The organism is Clostridium sp. Cult3 (genome assembly GCF_021655115.1).
Lineage (GTDB): Bacteria > Bacillota > Clostridia > Tissierellales > Tepidimicrobiaceae > PPXY01.
This window is the reverse complement of sequence record NZ_PPXY01000040.1, coordinates 1-25,637: the sequence shown is the minus strand read 5'-3', so window position 1 is coordinate 25,637 and position 25,637 is coordinate 1. Positions and strand designations below refer to the sequence as shown.

Below are 25,637 nucleotides of genomic sequence, written 5' to 3'. Positions count from 1 at the left end.
CATGGCTATTAATGCTTCTTTTAGTGGTTCTGGTTCTCCTAATATAGTTAGTACTGTCCTATTGAAATCGTGTTCTGGTTCTACACTTACTAGGGTTACACCTTCCTTATTTCTTACTTCATCGGCAATAGCGTCTATTACCTCTTGCCTTCTTCCTTCACTAAAGTTTGGCACTGCTAAAATATATTGTTTTGCCATTATGTTACCTCCTATATAATATTGTTTATTCCTCTCCTAAATAGGCCTTTCTAACCCTATCGTCTCCTAGAAGTTCCTTTCCACTGCCTTCTAGGACTATCTCTCCTGTTTCTATTACATAAGCATGATGGGCTACTTGTAAGGCTATATTGGCATTTTGTTCTACCAATAAAACGGTTAAATTTCTTTCTTTGTTCAATTTCTCTATGGTTTCAAATATCTCCTGTACCACTATTGGCGCTAAACCCATGGAAGGTTCGTCCAACATCAAAAGCTTAGGTTTGGACATCAGCGCCCTACCAATAGCTAACATCTGTTGTTCTCCACCGCTTAGGGTGCCTCCCATTTGCTTTCTTCTTTCCTCTAATCTCGGAAATAGTTCATAAACATTCTTTAAATCCTCTTCAATCTCCTTTTTGTCTTTTCTCAAATAAGCGCCCATAAGTAGGTTTTCTTCTACATTTAGAGCTGTAAATATCTTCCTACCTTCTGGAACATGGATTACGCCTAATTCTACTATTTTTTCCGATGGAAGCTTATTAATATCTTCTCCATTAAAAATTACTGCACCATTTTTGGGTTTGACTATGCCAGAGATTACCTTCAGTATAGTGGTCTTACCAGCACCATTACTTCCTATTAGAGTTACTATTTGACCTTCGTCTATATTAAAGCTAATCCCTTTTAATGCATGGATCCCTCCATAGAAAACGTCTAGATTATCAATCTTTAGCATTTAACCTACCTCCTTTCCTAAGTAGGCAGATATTACTCTTTCATTATTTTGTATCTCTTGAGGATTACCTTCAGCGATTTTGTTTCCATAGTCTAGGACGGCTATTCTATCGGAAATACCCATGACCAATTTCATATCGTGTTCTATTAATAGCACAGTATAGCCTTTGTCCCTAATCTTTCTAATTAAATCTTGCATATCTTTCTTCTCTTGAGTATTCATACCTGCTGCTGGTTCATCTAATAGTAAAAGCTTTGGTTCTGTAGCCAATGCTCTACCTATTTCTACTCTACGCTGATCTCCATAGGGTAGGCTAGTAGCTATTTCATCTGCTATAGGACCTAATTCTAGAAAATCTATTATCTCTTGGGCTCTTTCCTTAGCCTTTTCCTGTTCATCAGTAGCCTTCTTTGTTTTAAATATGACATTAAAAAGATTTGCCTCTGTCCTACAATACTGGCCAATCAATATATTTTCAAATACAGTCATACTGCTAAAAAGCCTAATATTTTGAAAGGTACGAGAAATCCCTTCTATAGTTATTTCATAGGGTTTTAGTGTATGGATTTCCTTTCCTAAAAAGTTAACCTGACCACTAGTGGGTTCGTAAACCCCTGTAATTATATTGAAAAAAGTAGTCTTACCTGCCCCGTTAGGTCCAATAAGGCTTACTATTTCCCCTTCCTCTATGTGAAAATCTACATTATTTACTGCTGTGAGCCCCCCGAAGGTTTTTGTTATTCCTTTTGCTTCCAGAACTTTCATTCTTCTTACCTCCCTTTAATCTATCCATATCAATCATTCCACCTGGACGATTAATCATCATGAGTATTAAAAGTAGTCCATATATTGCGTATCTATAGCTTGCTATACCTCTTAAAGCCTCTGGAAGTACCGTAAGGACAATAGCCCCTAGTATTACACCAGGAATACTTCCTAATCCGCCTAATACGACCATACACAATATGGTTACAGATTCCATATAGGTAAAGTTGTCTGGATTTACATAATGGACAAAAGTTGCAAAGAAACTGCCAGCCATTCCTGCAATAGCTGCTCCTAGAACGAAGGCCATTATCTTTAAATAAGTGGAATTGATCCCCATGGCCTCAGCAGCAATTTCATCATCCCTTACGGCAATAAAACCTTGTCCAAGTCTTGAGTGTAATAGTCTGCTAGAGATAAATACTGTTAAAAATGCTAATAAAAGGATTATATAATAATATCCTATATTGTTATTTATGACAAAACCAAATATCTTTGGTGAAGGAATCCCTGGAATACCTGCAGGACCTCTAGTTACATCGGTCCAGTTTACAAGGATTAGCCTTAATATCTCACCAAAACCTATGGTAGTAATAGCTAAATAGTCACCTTTCAACCTTAATGTTGGCACACCAAGAAGGAATCCAAAAAATCCTGCCACTATAGCACTAATTAAAAATGCTATCCAGAAAGAAACATTAAAGTTCACCATTAATAATGCGGTTACATAAGCCCCTATAGCATAAAATGCCGAATGCCCCATGGATAGCTGTCCAGCAAAGCCTAGCACAAAGTTTAAGCTCAATGCAAGGACTACGTATAAAAGAGCTACTATACTAGTTCTTAAAACGTAGGGATAGCTACTCATGATAAATGGTAATATAAGAAGGATAGCTATGATTATATATAGGGTCTTCCTCTTGGTCTTCTTATCCATTACTGCTACTCTATCCGTTAATTTATCAAATCCCTTTGATACTATCCTTATGATAAAGTACATGATGACCGTAGCAATGGATAAATTGATTAATACTTTTATTAGATTGTTCAATTTAGTTCACTCCTTTTATACCTTCTCTTTTGCCGTATTTCCAAATAAACCTGTAGGTTTAAAAAGAAGTATGATTATCAATATGATGAATGCAATAGCATCTCTATATCCAGAAGATATATAGGCTGCACCTAAACTCTCTGCAACGCCCATGATTAGCCCACCTAACATAGCCCCTGGAATACTTCCTATACCTCCAATAACTGCAGCAACAAAAGCTTTTAATCCTGCTGAGAATCCCATCATAGGATATACGGCCTTATAGTACATTGCTACAAGGGTTCCCGCTGCTGCTCCTAAGGAAGAACCCAATGCAAAGGTAAAAAATATAACCTTATCGGTGTTTATTCCCATCAACTTTGATGCTACCATGTCCTGGGAGGCACATCTCATAGCCCTTCCGATTTTGGTTCTTTTTACTATATAGGTTAATACCAAAACTAGAAATATAGTGGTTAAAAGTATTACAATTTGTAGTTTAGATACCTTCAAACTACCAAGGGCATAAACTTTGTTTTCAATCATAGTGGGGAAAGATTGGGTTTCTGGTCCCCATATAAGCATTGCAAAGTTTTCTAAAAATATTGCTGTACCTATGGCACATAAGAATAAATTTATCTTAGGTGCGTTAAATACTGGGGTATATGCAAACTTTGCTATTAAAACCCCTAGCAAAGCTGCACATACCATCCCAATTAGAAACGAAGGTACTAGCGGCAAACCAAAATATACTATAGCGGTATATGCAAAGAATGCTCCCATCATATATATGTCCCCATGGGCAAAGTTTATCAACCGTACGATACCGTATACCATTGTAAATCCAATGGCGGTTAGGGCATATATACTTCCCAATGCTATACCATTACTTAGCTGTTCTAAAAACATATGCTCCACCTTCCTTTTATGTTTAGGTTGTTGGGTTGGTGTTAGTCTACTTGTTCTTCTGCTGGAACTATCTTACCATCCTTAACCGTTAATACTACAATATTTCTTATAACATCATGATTGTCATCAAAAGATATAGGCCCTGCTACTCCTGGGAAATCCTCTACTTCGTCTAAGAACTTCATTATACCTTCTCTACTTTCACCATTCTTCTCTATACCTGCAAATACTAGCTTTGCTGAGTCATACGCTAAAGCTGCATAGGTGTCTGGATCCTTATCGTATTTTGCTCTAAAGGCTTCAACGAATTCCTTTGTGCCAGGATACTCAATATCTGGATGGAAGAATCCTGCAAATACAATACCTTCTACAGCATCTCCACCTAGTTTTATTAATTCTTCAGAACTGATTCCCTCAGTACCTAGCATCTGAACATCAAGACCTATTTCCTCGGATTGCTGTGCAATTAAAGCCGTTTCAACATAGTATCCTGCTATGAACATTAAATCTGGATTTTTCCCCTTTATCTTTGTTAGCTGAGGACTAAAGTCTTTAGATTGTCCTTCAAAATAGGTTTCAGAAGCTACTACTTCTCCGCCTAATTCTTCAAAAGCTGTGGCAAAGTCATTCATTAATCCAGTACCAAAGTCATTTGCTGTATATAGAATAGCTGCTTTTCTCTTGCCCATCTTTTCATAAGCATATTTTGCTAAGGATTGAGCTTGAGCTGTATCCGTTAGGGAAACCCTATAGGATGTTGGAGTAGTTCCATCGGTTAATGCTTTGTTTACTGAGTCTGCAAGTAGAGGTATACCAGCTGCATCATATATTCCTCTTGCTGCAAGGGTACATGAACTATTCCAATGGCCAATTACTGCAAGAACCTTATCATCTTGAGCAAACTTTTGTGCTACATTAGGGGCTTCTTTTGGATTACCAGTGTCATCCCCTGTTAGTTGAGCTACTTTTTTACCATTGATTCCACCTTTTTCGTTTATTTCATCAATAGCTAATTGAATAGCTTTACCCTTCATATCACCAAACTGAGCAGAGTCACCAGTCATAGGGCCTGCATGGGCTATGACGATTTCTCCATCTTTAGCACCATTTGATCCTTCTCCTCCATTACCTCCGCCACCACAGGCAGTTAAAGTAACTAATAATAATGTTAATAAAGCGATAATTGATAAAACTTTTTTGTTTTTCACAAAAACTCCTCCTTTTAATAAATTTTTTATTGTTACTTACCTGCCTATAATACATTGCAATATCCAAGCCAAGTATTATATATTGACAAAATAATAACAAAAGCCCGAAACCATGAGGTTTCTACATATACCCTCTTGGCTTCAAGCTTTTTATTCAATGCCTAAATATCATGCATTATTTTCATAGTATGAAATTTTTTCATACTAATCTACTTCATATTCATTTAATTTATTGTATAAACTCCTTTCACTAATGCCTAAAGTCTTAGCTGTTTTTCTCTTGTTGTTTTGGAAAAAATCGTAAGTTTCAAGTATTACCTTCTTTTCTACATCCTCCAATTTTTCACCGATATATATAGGTATACAATCCCTATCCCCTTTCAGTTCTAAATTGGATAGTAGTTCTGCAGGTAAATCCTGAAGGCCGATGAACTCATTGTTGGTAAGGGCTACTGCCCTTTGAATTATATTTTTCAACTCCCTTATATTGCCTGGGTAATCATAGCTTTCTAAGGCTTCAGCAGCGCTAGGCAAAACCCCTTGTATTTCTTTGTTAAACTCCTTTGAGTACTTATTCAAAAAATGCTGGGTTAAAACAGGGATATCCTCTTTTCTACTCCTTAGAGGCGGTACTTCTATAGTTATAACTTTTAGCCTAAACAATAGATCCTCCCTGAAATTCCCCTTTTCTACCTCCGACTCTAAATTTAGATTTGTCGCAGCTAAAAATCTAATATCTAAAGGAATAGGAGTCTCACTACCTAAAGGTGTAATCTTTCTTTCTTCCAATACCCTTAGTATTTTAGCTTGCATTCCAATATCCATATCTCCAATTTCATCTAATAATAGAGTACCTCCATTGGCTAATTCAAACTTACCCTTCATCTTCTGATTAGCCCCTGTAAAGGCCCCCTTTTCATATCCAAAAAGCTCCGACTCCAGTAAATTGTAAGGTATGGCAGCACAGTTTACGCTTACTAAAGGCTTATCTTTTCGCTTACTAGTATAGTGAATAGCCTTAGCAATTAGTTCCTTTCCTGTGCCACTTTCTCCTGAGATTAATACATTTATATCCAAATCCTTTACCCTACTGATAACATCAAATACATTCATCATAGCTTTACTAGTAGATACGATCTCACTCATGCTAAACTCTTCTTGGGACTTATCCCTCTTTAAATCCTCTACTTCCTGACTTAAGTTTTTGTAATCTAATGCCTTTTTCATCAAAATCTTTAGACTATTGATATCTATAGGCTTAGTTATATAATAATAGGCTCCTCGCTGAATTGCTTCCACAGAGGACTCTATACTTCCATAGGCTGTCATGGCTATGACGATAACGCCAGGATAGCTCATTCGAATTATGCCTAATACCTCGAGACCATCGTATTCACCTAGATATAAATCCAATAGCACTATATCTATATCCTTGTTTTTGATTATTTCCAAACCTTCATGAACATTTGCAGTTATATCCACTTCAAAATCATCTTCAAGGGCAAATTTTAAAGCTGTTAATATACTAGGTTCATCATCAATAATAAGAACTCTGTTCATTTTTTTATCCCTCCTGTTGTAAAGTAGGCAAAGATATGGTCACCTTAGTTCCTATATCCTTTTCGCTATCTATAGATATAGCTCCCTTGTTTTCCTCAACTAGTTTATGTGTAACAGCTAGACCTATTCCCGTCCCTTGAGGTTTCAAAGTAAAGAAAGGTTGAAATACCTTGTCCATATACTCCTCTGATATTCCACAACCATTATCTTCTATTTTTATTATGCCTTTTGTATCTGTCCTTAAAACGGATAGATGAATCTCCCCATCTTCTCCTACAGCCTCTATACTATTTAAAATAATATTTACTAGTACCTGCTTTATCTGGTTTTTATCTGCAAATACTGAAGTTCTATTTATATCCTTAATGATATTAATTCCCTTCTTACGAAATTGGTTTGAAAATAGAATCAACACATCCTTTAACATATCATCTAAGAAAAATATAGTAGGCTTACCTGATACTGGCTTTGTATAGTCGATTAACTGGGTTATCAATTCGTTCATCCTATTGATCTCTTTTTTAGTGATGGTAACTAATTCCTTCCTAAATTTTTCATCTTGGATCTTGTATGGTATAAGATCTATGAAAGTGTTTATAGAAGTCAAAGGATTTCGTATTTCATGGGCAATTCCAGCTGAAAGTTGACCTAATGCCTGCATTTTGTCATTGTAACTAGCCATCTCCTGATACCTTTTTATATTGGTAAGATCGTTTAACAATAGTATTACCCCTTCATTTGGATTGCCTATGGGTATAAAGCTATAATTAATATATGATTCCCTGTCACCTATTAAAAAAATTTTATTACTTGTTACCACTTCACCTACCTTTGCCAGTTTATATCCCTTTAGCTTATATTGTTCTTCTAGATCGAGACAAGTCCACTTGTCTTCTAAAGACAATTTCCTATCCAGTATTTCTTCTGCAGCCCTATTGTATTCAATGATTTCATCGTGTCCATCAAATACTACTATACCGCTTAATATGCTTTCCAGTATTTTCCCCCTTAGTTTATTACTCTTGTCTACTTCATGTTTCTGTTCCCTTAGTTCTTTGTTTAAAATACCTAATTCCATAGTCCTATCATCTACTTTAACTTTTAACTTTTTGTTCCAATATAAATTGACTAATGCTACTATGGAAATAATTAGTAGGAAAAGAATTGATATATGGAGAAGTCTTTTTAAATGTCGGCTCTTATCTACAAAGGTTTCTCCAAACCATTTTTTATATATCTTATCATAGGTTCCATTTTTTTTTATTCTATCTAAGCCTAAATTGATCTTATATAAGACTTCCTTATCGCCTTTTTGAACACTGGTACAGTATTCGGTAATATGCATAGGCTCCCCTACTATTTTCACCTTATCGAAATTCTCTTCCCTTTGAAGATAATAAATACCAGTAAGCCTATTGCCTACAAAGGCATCTACCTTCTCATCTAATAACAGATCAATGGCTTCTTCTTGATTAATCATAATATAGGGTTTTATATCCTCAATATCTTGACCTAACTCGTAGCTTACATCTCCCATTTGGAAAGATACTTTCTTCCCTGATAGATCCTTTAGATCAGAAATATAGTTGGTATCCTTTAACACGAATATAGCTTGGGAATTGGTAACTAGGGGTAGGGAAAAATCAAATTTCTCCTCCCTTATACTACTCTTGGTCATCCCCTGTACTGCATCCACTTCCCCTTTCTCTAAGGCTTCCATCGCTTCTTGCCAACTCATGGGGATCAGCTCTATATCTATGCCCAATTCTATAGCTATGGCTCGCATCATATCCACATTAAATCCCCTATAGTTTCCATCTTCATCTACAAATTCATAAGGAGGATAATTGTTATCCCCAGCAATTTTTAGCACCTCTTTTTTAGAAGCAAATGAAGGAGATACGATGTTGATTATTAATATTACTATGAAGATTTGTATAAAATATTTTCTGTTCAAATTAGGTCATCTCCTCTAATTTTTTCTTAATAAGCATGATAATATCATAACATATTTTTTATTTATTTAGTATATTTTCAGGTTTTGAGTATCCATCGATTTGAAAATTTATATGGAGTTTTAACGACATGTATGTGGATTATATTGTTTGTTAAATTTGTTCCTTGGAAAGTATTCTATCTGGTATTGGTACAGATAGATTAAAGCCACCAAAATAATGGTGGCTTTTATTATTCCTCAATAATATTTTGAGATACTTGTCTAATAACTTTAGTATTCTTATCAGAAAATTTTTCCTTTACTGCAATAAACTCATCTAAATTATTGAACAATATATCTATTAAATCTGGGTCGAAGTGTTTACCTCTTTCTTCTTTGAAATATTTTAATATATCATTCATTACCCAAGGTTTTTTATATACCCTTGGAGAACCTAGGGCATCAAATACATCAGCTACTGCTACTATACGGCCAAATATATGTATCTCATCTCCCTTTAAGCCTTGAGGATAGCCTTTTCCATCATATCGTTCATGATGCTCATAGGCTATGATGGCTGCAGATTTTAAAAGTTCTCTGTTGGAACCTTTTAGCAGATTATAACCTATAGTTGTATGAGTTTTTACTATATCAAATTCTTCAGATGTAAGCTTTCCTGGTTTCAACAATATACTATCTGGAATAGCAACTTTTCCTATATCGTGAATAGGGGAAGCCATAGATATAAGCATGGTAGACCTAGGGGATAGACCATACTTTTCTGCTAATATATGGCTATATTTAGATACTCTTTTTACGTGATTTCCCGTTTCTTCTGAGCGAGCTTCCGTCACCTCTCCTAGTAAATATAGTATTTCCCTTTGGGTTGCTTCTATTTCCTTGTTCAGGCATAGGCTTTCAAAGGCTGCAGATATATTTTTATGAAATATATCTAAAAGTTCCCTATCCATATGGTTGATTTGTCCCTTGGTTTCTATGAATATGATACCTTCTACTCCACTGGAGCTATAATAATAGGATATGTATCTATTGCCCATGATTAAAGGATCTTGCATCTTATAGGCTTTCCTTACCAATTCAAAGTCCTCTTGGGATACAGAATCCATAATTCTCCTATCAACACAATTAGAATATCTCCCATAACCAGCTATAACCCTAAAAGCTTTTTCGTCAAGGGATCTTAGGGCTGCTAAACCATTTACACTACATTTACCATCTTCCCTACATAAATTTATGATGGAATTGAGGTGCCAAAAGGTCGAGCTAATAAATTCTTGGATAGATATCTTCTCAAATAGATTGCTAGACGAAGCTACTACCTCCTCCATTATTCTCCTATTGTTGTTTATATACATAATATCCCTATAGGATCGAAGGGATGCAATTACTACTGTATATAATTTGTTAGTTAATAATTGGACTTTTTCCTCATAGCCGTTTATATCATAGTTTAATATAGCTTCTTCCTCTAGCTTCTGACTTCCTCTATTGGTCATTAAAACTATTCTAGTAGCCTTATTTCCTATAACCTCTCTTATATATTTGGATAGTTTGAGTCCAGTATTTTCCTCTTCAATAAATACATCTAATAATACTAGTGCCACATCTTTATTTTCATTCAAAATATTTAAAGCCTCTACACTAGAATGGGCGCTCAATATGGTGAGGGGCTTGTCCTCAAATCTAAAACTTTTTAGTATCTCCTTTATCATAATATGAACAAAATTGTCATCATCTATTATCAATACTTTCCAGTGGTCACTGTCATAAAGTTCCTTTATGCTACATTCATTGCCCACCAAAATCCCCCCTAATCTATTTATTATTTTTTCCGTTTTTGCTAAACAATTTGCCCATCTCCTTAATATCAACATTGGATTTAGCCGCTTCTATATTTTCCTCTTGTATACTTTTATATAGCTCTTGTCGAAATATGTCAATATCTTTAGGGGCTTCTATGCCTATTCTTACCTTTCCATCTCCAATTTCCAGCACCTTAATCTCAATATTTCCATTTATGATGATAGATTCGTCCTTTTTCCTTGAAAGTATTAACATGTTTATACGCTCCTATCCTGAGAATTTTGTTGAAAAATATAATGTTTCGTGGTGTATCTATCATCATCTAGTATGACCTGTTTACCTAGCTTTTCATTTATATTGATAATTATAGGACCTAATAGATTGGTGGTCATCTTCTCCATGTCTTTTGGTATCACTACTATGGAGTATATGGCTATATCTTTTTCTGTCCTAATTTTTAGTTTTTCCTGTACTGATTTTGGTAGAACTATATCATAATTAGGATATACAAAAAAAGGATTGATAATTACAAAGGCCAATTCTGGATTTTGTACTGATTGAAGCCAGTGGAAGGGATTTTGCTCATCTTCGTTGTTTATGATCACAAATTGTCTTTCATCTTCAAAACCTAGTATTCCTTCTGGAAAGTGGATTATATTTTGCTCACGGATTTCTATTGCTCCAAAGTATTTTGTGTTTAACTTCATCTATTTCTCCCCCTCGTTTCTTAAATAGGTTTCGAGCAATCTTAGATTGCCCTAGGTTTACACTGATTAGGACGACCAAAGGTCGCCCTACGATTATCATTTTATATTTGTATAAAACATTGTCAAACTAAGTTAAGAACTGCACCAAAGTAGGCTGGATGATTTTTGCTCCTGTCATTAGACTGGATATATATACGTTTTCTGCCATAGCTATTTGCATGGATATTTCCGCCATATCTACATCTTCATTGTAGGATAATAGTTCGTTTACATTATTTATTTGAGCACCTATTTTTTTCTCCGTCATCTCCAATCTATTCATCTTAGCTCCAACTTCCGATCTTACAGCTAGAACTTGTTCATGGGAGTCTTGCAGCCTTTTAATGGAATTTTGAATTATATCTGGATTGGTACCGCTATCTAACTCATCTGATAAAGCATCGAATACTGCTATTAAATAGGGCATTTTTTTTTCATCTATATCTGAGGTATAGTCAGGTTCCTCAACGAATATAGGTTTTCCCTCTTCATCCAAATCTATTTTTCCAAATACCTTACCACCAAGGGTATTTACCTTAACGGTCTCCGATACTCCTACATTGTATTCAAATATTTCAGCTTTTTTATCAGCATCATTTTCGTCCTTTTTCATTATTAGATCTATATTATAAGTCCCATCCTCATTCAATAGAGGTTGATCCGTCTTGTATCCACTAAATATATGTCTTCCTGCATAAGTAGTATTTCCTATCTGGATTAGATGTTCCCTTAATTGGTCAATTTCTTCCTTTACCTTTTGTAAATCTTCAGGAGCTTTTTTGGTGCCATTGGCTACATCTATAGTTAGTTCATAGGCCCTTTTTAATACTTCGCCTATTTCCCCCAAAGCTGATTCCGTATCCGTCATCCAAGACATAGCATCCTCGGCGTTTCTTTGATATTGTTCCAATTTAGATATGTCTGTATGGAATTTAAGGCTTTTACTGGCGCCTATTGGATCATCAGAAGGCACTCTAAACTTTTTTCCTGTAGCCTTTTGATATTGGAGTTTTTCTAGGGTTCTTAGATTTTGGTTTAGATTATATACCATATTATTTATAAGCATATTGTTGGTTACTCTCATGTTTGTTCCCTCCCTATCTTCCTACTAATCCCAATCTGTTGATAGTCACATCCATGATGGTGTCTAGGGTGGTAATCATCCTTGCTGAGGCTATATAGGCATGTTGAAATTTTACCATATCTGCCATTTCCTCATCATAGGATACTCCAGATACTGAATCCCTTTTGGATTGAATATTCTTTAACATTATATTTTGTGAACTATACATCCTCTCTCCTTGCATACTATCTACAGCTAGATTGGATATGATGGATTTTATAAAATCATCAGGGGTTCCTTGGGATACCCCACCAGTGAAAAATTCTCTATTCTCTCTTAGCTTTATCAATTCCAATAAATTTCTATTATCCTCAGGGTGACCTGGTTCTTTACCTGCTGCTATATTATCTAGATCCTCCAGTATTTTATCGGATAGGGTAATGGTAGCAGCAGGTTTATCTCCATTCAACTTGAAAAAGTCCATACCCGATTCACCGTTAACCCCATAGCCTTCCCCATGCTTTTGGTTAAACTTCTCAGCGAATTTTTCGGCAAATTGATCTAATCTATTTTGATAGTAGGGGATACCTCTATATGTATTGTTTTCCCCATCTCCACTATAAAGATCTAATAGTCCTTTTAGTTCTCCAGACCTAAAGTTTACTGGAGATCCATTTCCCCATTCTATTGTTATTTCGCCACTATCAGATTTGGTTTTAATATTTATTTCAGATACATGAGTATGATCTACTAGAGATACACCGCTGATACTTACTCTAAATTTTCCATCATCGGATTCATTTACTTTTACATTGGCTATTTTGGATAATTCGTCTACCAACAGATCCCTTCTATCCCGCAGATCATTGGCTTGTCGTCCATCTATTTCATTGGAATAAATTTGTCTGTTTAATGAAGCAATTTGATTGGCAATGCTATTCAGTTTCTTTACACTGTTCCCTATGGATACTTTTGTTTCCATTCTTAATTCCTCTAACCTTTTAGCTGATTCATTTATATGTTTTGTAAAGGCTAGGGCATTTTCCCTAACGGGTTCCCTATAGGATGGATCCGAAGGATTAGTACTCATATGGGTTAAAGCCTGAAAGAAATCATCTAAATATTGTCTAAAACTGCTCTTGGATGGCTCTCCAAATAGCTTCTCTATTTCAGATAGATGATTCATCTTAGTTTCCCATTCTCCCATAGGGGCATTTTCGTTCCAATATTTAAAGTCTAAATAGGAGTTTCTAACTCTAGATATATCATATATTTCCGTTCCAGTGCCTAAAAAGCCTATTCCTGGCAAATCATAAGGAGTGGTAGCCCTTTGGGCTCCCTGTTGTCTTGAATACCCTTTGGTATTTATATTATTTATATTGTGATTATTTATATATAGGGACCTCTGACTGGCTAATAGTCCCTTTACCGCCGTGTTAAACCCGAAATGCATTTTTATTCACCCCATTATTTTCATTGGCAAAATATAAAAATTTTAAATTGTATTCTGTCAAATTACCTTCCAACTATCCCCATTCTGTTTACTATATTATCTATCATCTCATCGATGGCATTTACTACTCTACTGTTAGCTATGTAGGAGTGTTGATATTTTAACATATTTGCCATCTCTTCATCTAAGGATACAGAGGATATCTCCTGTCTTCTTTCATCTATTTGTTGTATTAACATAATCTGATTTAAAGCCATCTCTCGGGCTTTTTCTCTTTCAGTACCTAGATTTAATATCAAGTCCCTGTAGAAATCATCTATATTCAAAGTACCTGGATCTTTGAATTCCTCTGGGTTTGCTGGATCATATTTGCCATATAGGCTCTTTTTCCTTATTGCATGGATTTCCTTAGCTATTTCTCCATCCCCTCTAGCTCCTAATATAGAGGCCGCAGCTATTTTGTTGAAATCTGCTAGTTCTGGATTTACTTTAAGGGTTGCTGCAGGATTATCGTCCTCAAATTCAAAAAATAATATATCAGTACTTCCATCTAACCCTTTTCCCCTTAGATGAACTTCATTGATCTCTCTAGCCAAAGTATCAACCATCATATTCAATCTATTCCTGTATTCGACTACTTCCTTATCCCGAGCATCTATATATCCTCCTAGTTCTCCCTTTCCTTTTAGGTCAATTTTTTCCTCTATGTCAGACCAATAGATTTCTCCATGGCCTTTTTCATTTAGTCTAACTTCTATAGGGTTGAAGTAGTCTCCATTGATTAGATCTCTACCCTGTAAGGTTACTGCTATTTCTCCCTGATGGTTTTCATAGTAATTAATTGGAATTAACTCTGCTAATCTATCTAGTTTGGCATTACGACTATCCCTTAGGTCATTGGCCCTTACATGGGGACCATAGGCCTCTTGTATTTTTATATTCTTGTTTAAATCAGCTATATCCCTCAATAAAATATTTACCTCATTAGATTTGTCTAGCATCTCCTTGTTCAGATTAAATTGCAAATTGTCCAACTGGGTACTTATATGGTTTACCGTAGTAGTAAAAGCCACAGCATTCTCATGGAGTAGACCTCTTATAGTTAAGCTTTCTGGGTCCTTAGATAGCTCATCCCAGCCATCCCAAAAATCATTCATTACATCTTGAAGGGCACCACTGTTTAGTTCACCTGGTACCTTCATCTCCCTAAATATATATTCTATCTCTTCTAATACTTCTGATTTTGTATGATAATAGCCAAATGTAGCCATTTCTCTTCTAAGCTTAAAGTCTAAAAACTCATCCCTTATCTGCCTTACCTGTTGAACATCTACCCCTGTTCCAGTTTGAAATTGTAACCCCATCTTTGAATACCTACTATCAGCATGGATTACCTGTTGTCTTACATAATTAGGATTGTTCACATTAGCTATATTGTGGGATAGAGTATCCAAAGCCTTCTTATTTGCATGTATTCCCGATATGGATATATATAGTCCTCCAAAGCTCATAATTACACCTTCCTATCGAACAAACTATTGTTAGACTGATTTTTTTGGCTTCCCTTGCCATAGGTAGTAGGACTTTGAACATTGGAAATCAAATTCATATTGAAATCCAACCATTGTAAATTTTCTAGAATCAAGTCATTGTTGAGGACATTTCTAGATTGAATCTCATATAATAAGGTTTGCAGCTGTTCCTTTAGTCCTGCTAGTTCTTCTTCCCCTTCAGGGATATTGTCTATGACTTGAGTCATAGATATATCTATGCTAAGCCCCCAGCTATCCATTAGCTTAAGTCTTGCCTCTTCAGCTGATGCCATTTTACTTATGAGCTCTTCTTCCTCTTTAGTCATCTCTTCTAATCTTTCTACCTTATCTTCTATCAATATATCCGTCTTTTCAAAGGTAATATCCTTCAACTTTTTCAAAACTTCTAGTTCCTTTTCTAATATACTCACTAACTCATCTTTAAAGGTCATATCTCCACCTCATTATATTCTCTCATCGAAGTTAATATTTTCGTACATCTTTTCTACTATTTTTTTACCTTCTACATTATAATTTCCCGACTGTACCAAATCTTTTAGTTTGTTTACCTTATCCATCCTCATATCCGGTATTTCCTTTAACTTAATCATGGCAAATTGATAATCCTTTGCCCTTTCTGAAAGTTTTATCTCATCTTTTTCAAATCTATTTTTGTTTGAGTTTACCTTGTTAGCGCTCATATTATTATATATTTGCATTATCTTATCGGTTTTATTGATCTTCATAAAAAAACACCCCATTTCCCCGTATTCAATATTATTATCGGTTAAATGGGGTGATACTTTAATTATTTTTGTCTATTTGCCATTCCTATATCTGTCGGTAACCCTAATCTTTTCCTTAGCCCTGCCATTTTTCAAATTCTCAGGCTCTCGGCCACCGCCAATAGATTGTTTGAACTCCCTTTGCATATCTACAATACATTTTTCACAAAAGCGTCCCGTCTTAATGGAGGTTCCACATCTTTCGCAGTTTAGCAATAGATTGTCCTCGTCTCTTATTTCCAATCTTCCCTGTCTTAAAAACTCTATTATCTTCTTAGAATCCACTTCCGTTTCTTCTGTCACCTGGGTAATAGTAGCTCCTGGATTTTCGTCTATATACTCCTTCACCTTCTGAAAATCCTCTTCATCTTGCCTTCTACATTTCATACAGATATTGAATCCATCATAGGCATATATCATTCCACAGCGACTGCAATTTCTTATATCCATAATTCTCACCTCGTTAGATTTTCATGCTGGAAGTCAGGGCTAGTCCTACAACTGATTTAGCTCCTCCTTCTAAAAGGACCTTCCCGCACTCCTCCATAGTTGTCCCTGTAGTAATTATATCGTCAACTAAGAGGATTTCTTTATCCTTAATATCCTTATGGTTCATGATTTGAAAGACATTTTGGAGGTTTTTCTCCCTTTCAATTTTACTTAATTTATTTTGATCCATAGTCCTTTTCACCTTTACTAGATGCTTATCCAGCAGAGACAGATTAGATTTATCCGCTATATAGCTAGCTAAAAGTTGGGATTGATTATATCCTCTTAGTGCTTTTTTCCTCCTATGGATAGGTACGAAGGCTATAGCATCTACCTTCCCATCTATAGCCATTACTCTAACCGTTTCCACAAGTATTTCTCCAAAGGGTTTGTATAGATAGGGTTTGTCCTGAAATTTAAAGCTATGTATTTTTTCCCTTATAAACCTATTGTAAAACAAGGAGTAGTAAACCCTATCTACACTCCTTAGGTTTAGATCTATTTCTCTATTGGTGACCTCTAATAAATTCCAACAACTATTACAAATATAATTGGAATGATCTGCTAGATTTTCCCTACAGAATAAACATATATGATCTGGAACAAATAGTAGATTGCTTATGCTTCTAAACAAACTCATAGTCCCCTCCTAGAATATGGTCATTACACTTCTTATCTTGTAATCTAAGCTAGAATACCTTTTAGCAATTCTATTGTTTCTTATCATGGATCTTAGATATCTTTCTTCTCCTACAAGTACTACTAACTTCTTAGCTCTAGTAATGGCAGTGTATAGAAGATTTCTAGTCAACAGCATAGGTGGTCCCCAGTATATGGGCATTACTACTACTTGAAATTCACTACCTTGACTTTTGTGGACGGTAGTAGCATAGGATAATTTTAATTCGTCTAATTGATTGAAATTATATTCTACCTCTTTTTCATCGTCAAATAGGATCTTCATAATCCTATTGTCATCATCTATATCCAGTATAAAACCCAGATCTCCATTGAAAACCCCTTCTCCCTTTTCCTGAAGAATCCCATCTTTAATTATCTCCCATTCGGTAGAGTAATTATTTTTGATCTGCATTACCTTGTCTCCTACACGAAATAGTTCTTCACCAATGGTCTTTTCCTTTTTATTAAAGTATTTAGGGTTTAGAGCTTCTTGTAGATATTTGTTTAAGGCATTTGTGCCTACATCTCCCTTTTTCATAGGGGACAATATTTGAATATCCTTAAGGGGATCTACTCCATAGTAGTTTGGCAATCTATCCTTACACAGATCGATTATTGTATCTGCTATAATCTTTGGATTGTCCTCCCGAATGAAGTAAAAATCCTTCTCCTTTTCATTTAAATAGGGATATTCTCCCTTGTTGATCCTATGGGCATTGACTACTATCATACTTTCCTCAGCTTGACGAAATATCTGGTCTAGTTCTACCACTTTCACTACACCACTGTCAATTATATCCTTTAGGACATTTCCTGCTCCTACCGAAGGCAATTGATCCACATCCCCTACCAATATCAATCTAGTACCAGGTACAATAGCCTTTAATAGATTGTTCATAAGTAGTATATCTATCATAGAAGCTTCATCTATTATCAATAAGTCCGTATCCAGAGGTGAATCCTCATTTAGTCCAAAGGCCATCATATCCTCCTCCATAAAGGAGTATTCCAACAATCTATGGATAGTCTTGGCCTCCCTGCCGGTAGTTTCTGTCATCCTCTTAGCTGCTCTTCCCGTAGGAGCTGCTAAATTGACTTTAAAGCCCTCATCTTCAAATATCTTTATTATGGCATTGATAGTGGTGGTCTTTCCAGTTCCTGGCCCACCGGTAATAACTACCATACCATTTTCCATGGATTCCTTGATAGCTTCTATTTGTTTTTCTGCAAATTGGATTCCATCTTCCCCTTCTATGGTCCTTATGGCCTTCTCTACATCCATTTCCAAATCTTTAAGTTCTACCCGTGATATCTCTACTAACTTTCTGCTTACATTGTTTTCCGCTATATGAAAGGGAGTATAATATATTAGTACTTCTTCCTCAATGGTAGATATATGTATGGTTCCCTTTAGAGCCAAATCCCTTAGGGACCCTTCGACTAAATCCTCCTCTAGTCCCAATAGTTCTGATGCACTTTGTATTAGCTCATCCTTTGGCACATAGCTATGGCCTGCTCCTGCATATTTCATGAGGGTATAGCGAATCCCTCCTTCTATTCTATAAGGAGAATTAATATCTATACCCATATTTCGAGCGATTTTATCGGCAGTTTTAAAACCTATACCAAATATGTCCTCAGAAAGCTTGTAGGGGTTTTCCGATATAATGTTTATGGTATCCTTCCCGTACTTTTTATATATCCTTATGCCATAGTTAGGAGTAATATCGTACTGCTGTAAAAATACCATTATATCTCTGAGCTCCCCTTGTTCTTCAAAGGCTTCTACTATCTTTTCAAGTTTTTTGTCCCCTATACCATCTATTTCTTTAAGCTTTTCTGGATTATACTGGATAATATCTAGGGAATCCAGACCAAATCTCTCTACAATCCGCTTAGCAGTCTTTGGTCCTATATAAGGTATAAGGCCTGACGATAGATACTTTTCAATGCCATTTATGGTGGATGGAGTTACTACCGATATGTTTACAATCTCTAGCTGTTCTCCATAGGTAGGATGATATATCCAATCCCCTTCTGCCCTTACAGTTTCCCCTATATTTATAAAAGGAACATAGCCTACTATAGTAGCTTTCCCGTCAGATGTATCTAGGATGGCTACTGTGTAGGAGTTGAGTTCATTTCTAAATATGATTTCCTCTACCATACCTTCTAACGTCAACAAAGCAATTCTCCTTCTCATTTATTGTTAGATAATATTATATCACAGTCCTATCCTATAGTCCTTTTAATTTTAGTATTTCCTGTCTCAATAGGGCTATATCCCCTTTTGTGGCAGGTTGATTGTATTCATCGTAAAAGTTACATTCCCTAAGGGTGATAGTATTTTGTTTTTCTCCATATAATCGTTTGACTATATGGCCATTTTTAATATGTCTGTTGGTGGTTTCTATGGTGCTTAGACAAGGGATCTTTTGCCCATTAACCAGCTCTATCAAAGCTTTTCCCTTTAGTTCCAATACTTTTTTAATATGTTTTATGTTAATAAATCCTGTGGCCCCATCGTTTTTACATATAGGCTTTCTTACTCTAATGGGAATAAATATATCCTCTTCGGTAAAGGGTATAGGGATTAAGTTTTTCATGGACAGTAGATCGCCATAGTATTTCCTTGTAGCTTTTAAATCCATCAAGTAATATTCACACAATTGATTGACAATAGTTCTAGTATTCCTCTCTATTTGGTAAACCCCTCCTTCTTTTGTGTACAACTGGGTACAGTTCCCCTTTAATGGAATATAGACTGGAATAAAGGCCATCAATTCTTCCAATATTATCTTCTCTAAATCCATAAAAATCCCCTCCTTGAATTATTGTATCAGAACATACGTTCCGAGTCAAGAAGGGGGTTTTTTTATTTCATGCTAGCTATTACCTGGGATAGTTCATTTATGCTTTCCGTCAGTTCATTTAGTTTTCCTTCTATTCTTACTAGAAGATAAATAGATATAACTATAGGAAAGCCTAAATTAGCTATATGGGTATATATTTCCTCCATGTTTCAACTCCTTTCTTAAAATTTAGGACGGCCGCTGGCCGTCCCTTTATCTGTTCTATATTTCTAGTTCATCTACTGTTGTAGTTATAATTCTTGCACCAGCTACAGCCACTATATCTCCGCCATTGGTATAGAATACATTTCGGGCTACTATATCATCCATTGTTGCCTTTATCTCTATCTCCGATACGTCCTCCCTAGGTTCATCTAGGGATAGAGTAAACTTCTTTCCTAGTTCATCTTTAAATTCCATCTCCAGTTTAGATCTATTCACCTAATCACCTCCCTCTACCCTTTATTTGTGAATTATTCGTTCTTTAGATGGATTTCTTCTAGCCTTTTAACCTTATATAGCGGATAGGTTTGAAGGCCGGATAAGGATTCTGCTACCTGGTATAGATCTTCGTTTTCTACTTCAGGTTTTACCTTGTTGAAGGTTTTAGATTTGATGATCTGTCGATTTCCATCCATTCCTCCGTCTAATTCTAGCTTTAATCTTACATTTTCCTTAATATCAACAACTGCCACATTATCACCTCCTTCTATCTCTTATATAGATGGAAGTGGATTATTTTACTATAGTTTTTTTCATTCTTTCTATTGCCATAGTCTTTGTATTAACTACAGTTCTATAGGCTATGCCTAATTTTTCTGCTATTTCTCCTAGGGTCAAACCTTCTACATAGTAGGCCACTACTACTTCCTTCTGCCTTGGCGTTAGAAAATTTATTGCCTCCTTTAGAACTTGGGACTCTTCTATTTGGATTGCTCTCTCTAAAGGGTCTGGCCCATCATCCTGAAGTATATCTACTAGCTCCATCCCATCATCTCCTATAGTTTGATTTAATGATATAGTTTGTTTTTCCTTGTGCTTGTTGAGATAATGATATTTAAGCCTTAGCTTTACAAAACCTAAAAAATAGACCTTTCTATCAGGGTCATACTCCTCAATGGAATCCAGGACTACCTCATAGCCTTCTTGGATTAAATCTTCATATAGATGAGGCCTATAGTAATAGCGTCTAATGGAACTTAGAACCAAAGGCTCTAAGTTGGATAATAGCTGTTCTTTAGCTTTTGTGTCTCCTTTTTTACTCAAACTTAATAATCTTTCTATATCCGTGTACACCTTATTTCCTCCCTATTGGAAGGCACCTTCCCTATTACCTAGGTAAGTATATAGTAGCTTTTAAATTTATATAGGTAAAATGAAGAGTTTAATCAATTCACAATGTACAATACACAATTCATAGTGCACCATTAGATTAAATATTTCAATGGTTTGATTATGGTTGGAAAGTGAATTTTGGCATAAGAAAGAGCCAAGGAAATAATCCTTGACTCCTTTAATTATCGGTGAATTTGCTAAAGTCTTCCAAAGAATAGACTTATGTCATTGAATAATTAATAAGCTTCTTTTTTTAGGATTTCTGCTTTGTCGGTCTTTTCCCAAGGTAGATTTAAATCCTTTCTACCAAAGTGACCGTAGGCAGCTGTATCCCTGTATATTGGTCTTTTTAAGTCTAAATCCCTAATGATGGCTGCTGGTCTTAAATCGAAGTGTTTCCTAACTAGTTCTTCTATTTTTTCATCAGATATCTTGCCAGTACCAAAGGTATCTACATAAATGGACAAAGGTCTTGCTACTCCTATAGCATAGGCTAGACCTACTTCACACTTATCTGCCAAGCCTGCAGCTACTACGTTTTTAGCTACGTATCGAGCTGCGTAACTAGCTGAACGGTCTACCTTTGTTGGATCCTTCCCTGAGAAAGCTCCTCCTCCATGTCTTCCATAGCCACCATAGGTGTCTACTATTATTTTCCTTCCAGTAAGGCCTGCATCTCCCATAGGACCTCCGATTACAAATCTACCAGTAGGATTCACATAGTATTTGGTATCATCGTCAACCATATCCTGAGGCACGGTTTTCATAATCACATGCTCCATAATATCTTTTTCAATAGTATCTAAATCTACATCAGGACTATGCTGAGTTGAAACTACTATATTTTCTATTCTAATGGGTTTGTCGTCTTGATACTCTATGGTAACTTGGGTTTTACCATCAGGTCTCAAATACTCTAATGTGCCATTTTTCCTCACATCAGCTAATCGTTTTGCTAACTGGTGAGCTAATGAAATAGGCATAGGCATCAACTCTTCAGTTTCATTGCAGGCATAGCCAAACATCATGCCTTGGTCCCCTGCTCCTATTTTATCAATTTCATCTTCTCCGTTGCTTCTATGCTCTAATGCCTTGTCTACTCCCATAGCAATATCAGGAGATTGCTCATTTATAGATGTAAGTACAGCACAGGTATCTGCATCAAAACCGTATTTGGCTCTGGTATATCCAATTTCCTCTACTGTATGTCTTACTATTTTAGGAATATCCACATAACATTGAGTAGTAATCTCACCTGTAACCAACACCAGTCCTGTAGTTACGCTAGTTTCACAAGCAACTCTAGCATCAGGATCCTTTTCCAATATTGCATCCAAGATAGCATCGGATATAGCATCACATACCTTGTCAGGATGGCCTTCTGTAACGGATTCAGAAGTAAATAACCATTTTTTCATCAAAATTACCTCCTTAAGTTTAAAGCCGGTCTCCTAGTGGCCTGGGCTTGTTTAATACGGTAGAGGATTTCATCCCATAGACAATTAAAAAACCTCTTCCAAAAGGAAAAGGCTGTTTATTTTCACCTCATCTTTCAGAATCAAAATCCTGTGGGACTTAGCACCTTTGTACATATACAGGTTGCCGGGTTTCAACGGGCCCATTCCCTCCACCACTCTTGATAAGGTATCAAGATTTGTATTAATTTGGATTATTATATAGATATATTAACATAGGCATATATATAAGTCAAGCGGGACAATGGGACGGTTCTCGGTGTCCCACTTTAAGCAGTTCCTAATGTACAGCTTTTATCAACACTAAAAATTGCAAAAAATTAAACAGCCTCAGTCCGATGAATATCGAGCCTTAGCTGTTTAAGATTATTTTTATTATTTTCACTGTCTACTTGACAGGGTGCAATTCAAGAATCAAGCCTTGCCTATTTAATATACAAAATGTCATTTGTTTATGGTATGTTCTCTTTCTTCCTAGGTTAATATCTTTAGTAGTGCAGTCGCTACTATAAGCATAAAAGCGCCGCCTATTCTTGATGATATTTGAGCGAAAGGCATAAGCTCCATCCTATTAGCAGCTGAAAGAACTGCAACATCTCCTGTTCCACCCATATTAGCCATGCATAATCCTCCAGTAACGGATGCCTCTAAAGGATAAAAACCCAGTAGTTTTCCTACATAGCCTGCCCCTATGGCTGCACCTAACACTGTTACAGTTACTAATACAAGATAAGTAATGGAGAAAGCGCTAATAACCTCATTTAAATCAGTATATGCTACACCAATACCAACAAGTAGGGCTGGTGTAAGATTAACCATGATAAATCTAAACCATTGAAAAGCCCCTACTTCATACTCCTTGGGAAATATACCTATAGCTTTAACTATAGCAACTGTTATAATCATTAAAGCATAGGAGTGTATAGGTATAAAATTACCCAATATTTTCCCAAATGCAAAGAATGTTGTGGAAAAAAGTAATCCCATTCCTAAAAATTTATAGTCTATTGCATATTCTGTTTCCTTTTCATGGTCTGGTTCTGCCTGAGATTTCATCAATTTTCCTTCTCCTGAAAAATTAGGCTTTCCTTGACCTAGTTTGCTCATAAGTCCTGCCAACACTATTGCTAAAGCATTTCCTAAAGCTACTGCTGGAACCATCTTGGATAATATCTCAGCTGGCTCTACATTTAGACTAGTTCCAAATATTTGAGATAATGGGACTGCCCCAGCACCCATTCCACCTCCCATAATAGGTAAAGCTACATATAATATAGCATCTTTAGCACCATATCCCATTAGGGCTCCTACTAAACCAGTTAATCCAAAGGATACTACTACTCCTCCAAATATTACAGGTAGATATCTAGCTGCTGCTTTAATCAATAGATCCCTATCCATGCCTAAAATACTTCCAGTTATTAGTGCAGCAATATAAAAATCTAAGAATCCTTCACCCTTCATGAAATTTGACATTATCTCAATAGATGATTCCGGTATTAATCCATAAGCAACTAATGCAGCAGAACCAAATATGATAATAATTGGTCCACCGCCTAGATAATCTTTAACAATTGGTAATCTATCTCCTATTTCATTTAAAATGGCACCAAGAACTATCATCAGTGGAAAAGCCCCGATCATTCCTGCAGGCAATACTCCCATATAAGTTGCCACCAATACTACTACCGTAATAATTGCGAACATAGTGGGGGACATTCCAAATATCTTGAATTTTCCTTTATCGTTGAGATTTGAAACTTTCTCACCCATTTTTATCCTCCTTTTTTATACTATAAAAAACCCTTATTAAATTCTAGCAACACCTGTTTTTTGCGCAGCTTCTTCTACTGCCTTGGCTACTTCTTTTGCTACATTTTTATCAAGTGCACTTGGCATAATATTATCTTCGCTAAGCTGTGTATTCTCTACCATATCTGCTATAGCATGGGCAGCAGCAATATTCATTTCATTGTTAATTACACTTGCTCTTGCATCTAGCGCTCCCCTAAACAGTCCTGGAAATGCTAAAACATTGTTGATCTGGTTAGGGTAGTCTGACCTCCCAGTAGCTACAATCTTAGCCCCTGCCTTCCTTGCTTCCTCAGGAAATATCTCGGGGGTTGGGTTGGCTAATGCAAATATTATAGGATCATTGTTCATGCTATTGATCATTTCTTCATCCAGTATATTTCCAGTAGAGACACCAATAAACACATCTGCATCGACCATTGCATCCTTTAAGGTACCTTGTATATTATCCTTGTTAGTTATTTGTGCTAATTCTTCCTTCATCCAGTTGTTAGTTGGAGAGCCCTTATATATTATTCCTTTGCTATCACAAATCAATATGTCCACTACACCCATATCCCTTAACATCTTGACCGTTGCCCCTCCAGCAGCTCCTGCACCATTTATTACTACCTTAATATCTTTCATCTTCTTATCAACTATTTTTAGAGCATTTATGAGTCCAGCACTTACCACTATAGCAGTACCATGTTGATCATCATGAAATACTGGTATGTCCAATTCTTTCCTAAGCCTATTCTCGATTTCAACACATCTTGGGGCAGAAATATCTTCTAAATTGATACCACCGAAAGTAGGAGCTATTTTTTTTACCGTTTCTACTATTTCATCTACATCCTTTGTGTCTAGACAAATGGGAAAAGCATCTACATCTGCAAATCCCTTAAATAATATAGCCTTTCCTTCCATAACTGGCATGGCTGCCTTTGGGCCTATATCACCTAACCCTAAAACTGCTGTCCCATCTGTTACTATTGCCACTAAATTTCCTTTAGCAGTGTATCTGTAAACGCTTTCTTCATTTCCGTGGATCTTGCGACATGGTTCAGCTACACCAGGAGTATAAGCAATGCTTAAATCTTCCTTAGTATCCAACTTCAATTTAGATACTACTTCTATTTTTCCCTTGTTGTCTTCATGTGCTTTTAGACTTAACTGTGAATAGTCCAACACATTCACCCCTCCCTTTTGTTTTTGAAAGCGCTTTCTATCGCTTTCTATATAGATTATATATATAAATCAATATAT

26 protein-coding genes, 1 pseudogene and 1 riboswitch are annotated in these 25,637 nt (G+C 35.9%); all 27 genes and pseudogenes read right to left on the bottom strand.

All coding sequences use genetic code 11. From position 1 onward, the window contains the following. A pseudogene (locus C3E88_RS08210) lies at positions 1–198 on the bottom strand (glutamate formimidoyltransferase); the annotation flags it as partial. Positions 199–223: 25 nt separating this feature from the next. After that, a complete protein-coding gene (locus tag C3E88_RS08205) occupies positions 224–934 on the bottom strand; it encodes an ABC transporter ATP-binding protein (RefSeq protein WP_236909690.1) in 711 nt (236 codons plus the stop codon). After that, entirely contained in the window at positions 935–1,699 is a 765-nt protein-coding gene (locus tag C3E88_RS08200) for an ABC transporter ATP-binding protein (protein ID WP_236909689.1), read from the bottom strand. It lies immediately after the preceding gene. Next, positions 1,638–2,750 (bottom strand): branched-chain amino acid ABC transporter permease, encoded by a 1,113-nt coding sequence (locus C3E88_RS08195; RefSeq protein WP_236909688.1) that lies wholly within the window; start codon positions 2,748–2,750, stop codon positions 1,638–1,640. Before C3E88_RS08195 ends, C3E88_RS08200 begins: the two co-directional genes overlap by 62 nt. Before the next feature lie 15 nt (positions 2,751–2,765). Next, positions 2,766–3,638, bottom strand: a complete 873-nt coding sequence (locus C3E88_RS08190) for a branched-chain amino acid ABC transporter permease (protein WP_236909687.1) — start codon at positions 3,636–3,638, stop codon at positions 2,766–2,768. 41 nt (positions 3,639–3,679) lie between these two features. Further along, on the bottom strand, positions 3,680–4,846 hold the full coding sequence (locus C3E88_RS08185; RefSeq protein ID WP_236909686.1) for an ABC transporter substrate-binding protein: 1,167 nt from the start codon (positions 4,844–4,846) through the stop codon (positions 3,680–3,682). 204 nt (positions 4,847–5,050) lie between these two features. After that, a complete protein-coding gene (locus C3E88_RS08180) occupies positions 5,051–6,406 on the bottom strand; it encodes a sigma-54-dependent transcriptional regulator (RefSeq protein WP_236909685.1) in 1,356 nt (451 codons plus the stop codon). 4 nt (positions 6,407–6,410) lie between these two features. Beyond that, entirely contained in the window at positions 6,411–8,363 is a 1,953-nt protein-coding gene (locus tag C3E88_RS08175; RefSeq protein ID WP_236909684.1) for a transporter substrate-binding domain-containing protein, read from the bottom strand. Positions 8,364–8,593: 230 nt separating this feature from the next. Beyond that, complete coding sequence (locus tag C3E88_RS08170; RefSeq protein WP_236909683.1) at positions 8,594–10,162, bottom strand: DUF3369 domain-containing protein; 1,569 nt, start codon at positions 10,160–10,162, stop codon at positions 8,594–8,596. A gap of 16 nt (positions 10,163–10,178) precedes the next feature. Continuing rightward, on the bottom strand, positions 10,179–10,421 hold the full coding sequence (gene csrA, locus C3E88_RS08165; protein ID WP_236909682.1) for a carbon storage regulator CsrA: 243 nt from the start codon (positions 10,419–10,421) through the stop codon (positions 10,179–10,181). Positions 10,422–10,423: 2 nt separating this feature from the next. Next, entirely contained in the window at positions 10,424–10,873 is a 450-nt protein-coding gene (gene fliW, locus C3E88_RS08160; protein ID WP_236909681.1) for a flagellar assembly protein FliW, read from the bottom strand. Positions 10,874–11,000: 127 nt separating this feature from the next. Further along, on the bottom strand, positions 11,001–11,996 hold the full coding sequence (gene flgL, locus C3E88_RS08155; protein WP_236909680.1) for a flagellar hook-associated protein FlgL: 996 nt from the start codon (positions 11,994–11,996) through the stop codon (positions 11,001–11,003). Positions 11,997–12,009: 13 nt separating this feature from the next. Next, the gene (flgK, locus tag C3E88_RS08150; protein WP_236909679.1) at positions 12,010–13,428 is read right to left on the bottom strand and encodes a flagellar hook-associated protein FlgK; all 1,419 of its coding nucleotides are present in this window, start codon (positions 13,426–13,428) and stop codon (positions 12,010–12,012) included. A 62-nt stretch (positions 13,429–13,490) separates the two neighbouring features. Further along, positions 13,491–14,939 carry a flagellar hook-associated protein FlgK gene (flgK, locus tag C3E88_RS08145; RefSeq protein WP_236909678.1) on the bottom strand — a complete coding sequence of 483 codons (1,449 nt, stop codon included), beginning with the start codon at positions 14,937–14,939 and terminating at the stop codon, positions 13,491–13,493. 2 nt (positions 14,940–14,941) lie between these two features. Further along, positions 14,942–15,412, bottom strand: coding sequence for a flagellar protein FlgN (locus tag C3E88_RS08140; RefSeq protein WP_236909677.1), 471 nt, complete (start codon positions 15,410–15,412; stop codon positions 14,942–14,944). Between the two features lie 12 nt (positions 15,413–15,424). After that, positions 15,425–15,706, bottom strand: coding sequence for a flagellar biosynthesis anti-sigma factor FlgM (flgM, locus tag C3E88_RS08135; protein ID WP_236909676.1), 282 nt, complete (start codon positions 15,704–15,706; stop codon positions 15,425–15,427). Between the two features lie 72 nt (positions 15,707–15,778). Beyond that, positions 15,779–16,195, bottom strand: coding sequence for a TIGR03826 family flagellar region protein (locus tag C3E88_RS08130; protein ID WP_236909675.1), 417 nt, complete (start codon positions 16,193–16,195; stop codon positions 15,779–15,781). Positions 16,196–16,208: 13 nt separating this feature from the next. Next, positions 16,209–16,874, bottom strand: coding sequence for a ComF family protein (locus C3E88_RS08125; protein WP_236909674.1), 666 nt, complete (start codon positions 16,872–16,874; stop codon positions 16,209–16,211). A 9-nt stretch (positions 16,875–16,883) separates the two neighbouring features. Next, entirely contained in the window at positions 16,884–19,118 is a 2,235-nt protein-coding gene (gene recD2, locus C3E88_RS08120; RefSeq protein ID WP_236909673.1) for an SF1B family DNA helicase RecD2, read from the bottom strand. 34 nt (positions 19,119–19,152) lie between these two features. Then, positions 19,153–19,728: a hypothetical protein gene (locus C3E88_RS08115; RefSeq protein ID WP_236909672.1), complete on the bottom strand. Its 576-nt coding sequence runs from the start codon at positions 19,726–19,728 to the stop codon at positions 19,153–19,155. A gap of 62 nt (positions 19,729–19,790) precedes the next feature. Further along, on the bottom strand, positions 19,791–19,934 hold the full coding sequence (locus tag C3E88_RS08110) for a YvrJ family protein (RefSeq protein WP_236909671.1): 144 nt from the start codon (positions 19,932–19,934) through the stop codon (positions 19,791–19,793). Positions 19,935–19,989: 55 nt separating this feature from the next. Further along, positions 19,990–20,208: a DUF2922 family protein gene (locus tag C3E88_RS08105; RefSeq protein WP_236909670.1), complete on the bottom strand. Its 219-nt coding sequence runs from the start codon at positions 20,206–20,208 to the stop codon at positions 19,990–19,992. Between the two features lie 32 nt (positions 20,209–20,240). Continuing rightward, positions 20,241–20,462: a DUF1659 domain-containing protein gene (locus tag C3E88_RS08100; protein WP_236909669.1), complete on the bottom strand. Its 222-nt coding sequence runs from the start codon at positions 20,460–20,462 to the stop codon at positions 20,241–20,243. Between the two features lie 40 nt (positions 20,463–20,502). Next, positions 20,503–21,063: an RNA polymerase sigma factor gene (locus C3E88_RS08095; protein ID WP_236909668.1), complete on the bottom strand. Its 561-nt coding sequence runs from the start codon at positions 21,061–21,063 to the stop codon at positions 20,503–20,505. Positions 21,064–21,338: 275 nt separating this feature from the next. Beyond that, positions 21,339–22,520, bottom strand: a complete 1,182-nt coding sequence (metK, locus tag C3E88_RS08090; protein WP_236909667.1) for a methionine adenosyltransferase — start codon at positions 22,518–22,520, stop codon at positions 21,339–21,341. A 124-nt stretch (positions 22,521–22,644) separates the two neighbouring features. Then, positions 22,645–22,748, bottom strand: a riboswitch (SAM riboswitch). Positions 22,749–23,051: 303 nt separating this feature from the next. Continuing rightward, complete coding sequence (locus tag C3E88_RS08085) at positions 23,052–24,350, bottom strand: 2-hydroxycarboxylate transporter family protein (RefSeq protein ID WP_236909666.1); 1,299 nt, start codon at positions 24,348–24,350, stop codon at positions 23,052–23,054. Positions 24,351–24,386: 36 nt separating this feature from the next. Continuing rightward, positions 24,387–25,559: an NAD(P)-dependent malic enzyme gene (locus C3E88_RS08080; protein WP_236909691.1), complete on the bottom strand. Its 1,173-nt coding sequence runs from the start codon at positions 25,557–25,559 to the stop codon at positions 24,387–24,389. Between the last annotated feature and the right edge of the window lie 78 nt (positions 25,560–25,637).